This window comes from Sphingomonas sp. 10B4 (assembly GCF_035019905.1).
Taxonomy (GTDB): domain Bacteria; phylum Pseudomonadota; class Alphaproteobacteria; order Sphingomonadales; family Sphingomonadaceae; genus Sphingomonas; species Sphingomonas glacialis.
Map to the genome: position 1 here is coordinate 1 of NZ_JASJVC010000217.1, position 391 is coordinate 391.

Consider the following 391-nt stretch of genomic DNA (forward strand, 5'->3'; position numbering starts at 1 on the left):
GCTTTGCACCGATCTGGCAAGCGGTGATGCGGGACTTTCAACAGCGCTGGCAACTCGCTGATATCCGCATCGCCATCAACGATATGGGGGCCACGCCGGCGGTGGTCAGCTTGCGTTTGGATCAGGCGATGGAAAGCTTTCTGGAGCGTACACCATGAGCAGCTATTTCGAAGCCACGGCACGCCAGCGCATCGCCGCCATCGTCAGCCAGTTTCAAGAAATTTTGCCACCATCGGCACGTTGGACCAGCCCGCATCTGCCGCAGCTTGACGCCCCGGTTTCCTTCGACGACGGAGTCATCATCGGCTATGGGAAGTTGGCTGGTCAGCGCGTGTTTGCCGCTGCACAGGAAGGCGGATTCATGGGTGGTGCCGTCGGTGAAGTACACGGT

At 59.6% G+C, this 391-nt stretch carries 1 protein-coding gene and 1 pseudogene; both read left to right on the forward strand.

Going from position 1 to position 391, the window contains the following annotated elements; translation table 11 throughout:
• The first annotated feature begins 11 nt into the window (after nucleotides 1–11).
• Nucleotides 12–158, forward strand: a complete 147-nt coding sequence (locus QN347_RS21035; RefSeq protein ID WP_416350904.1) for a hypothetical protein — start codon at nucleotides 12–14, stop codon at nucleotides 156–158.
• A pseudogene (locus QN347_RS19535) lies at nucleotides 155–391 on the forward strand (biotin-independent malonate decarboxylase subunit beta); the annotation flags it as partial. The gene QN347_RS21035 and the pseudogene QN347_RS19535, both read left to right, overlap by 4 nt.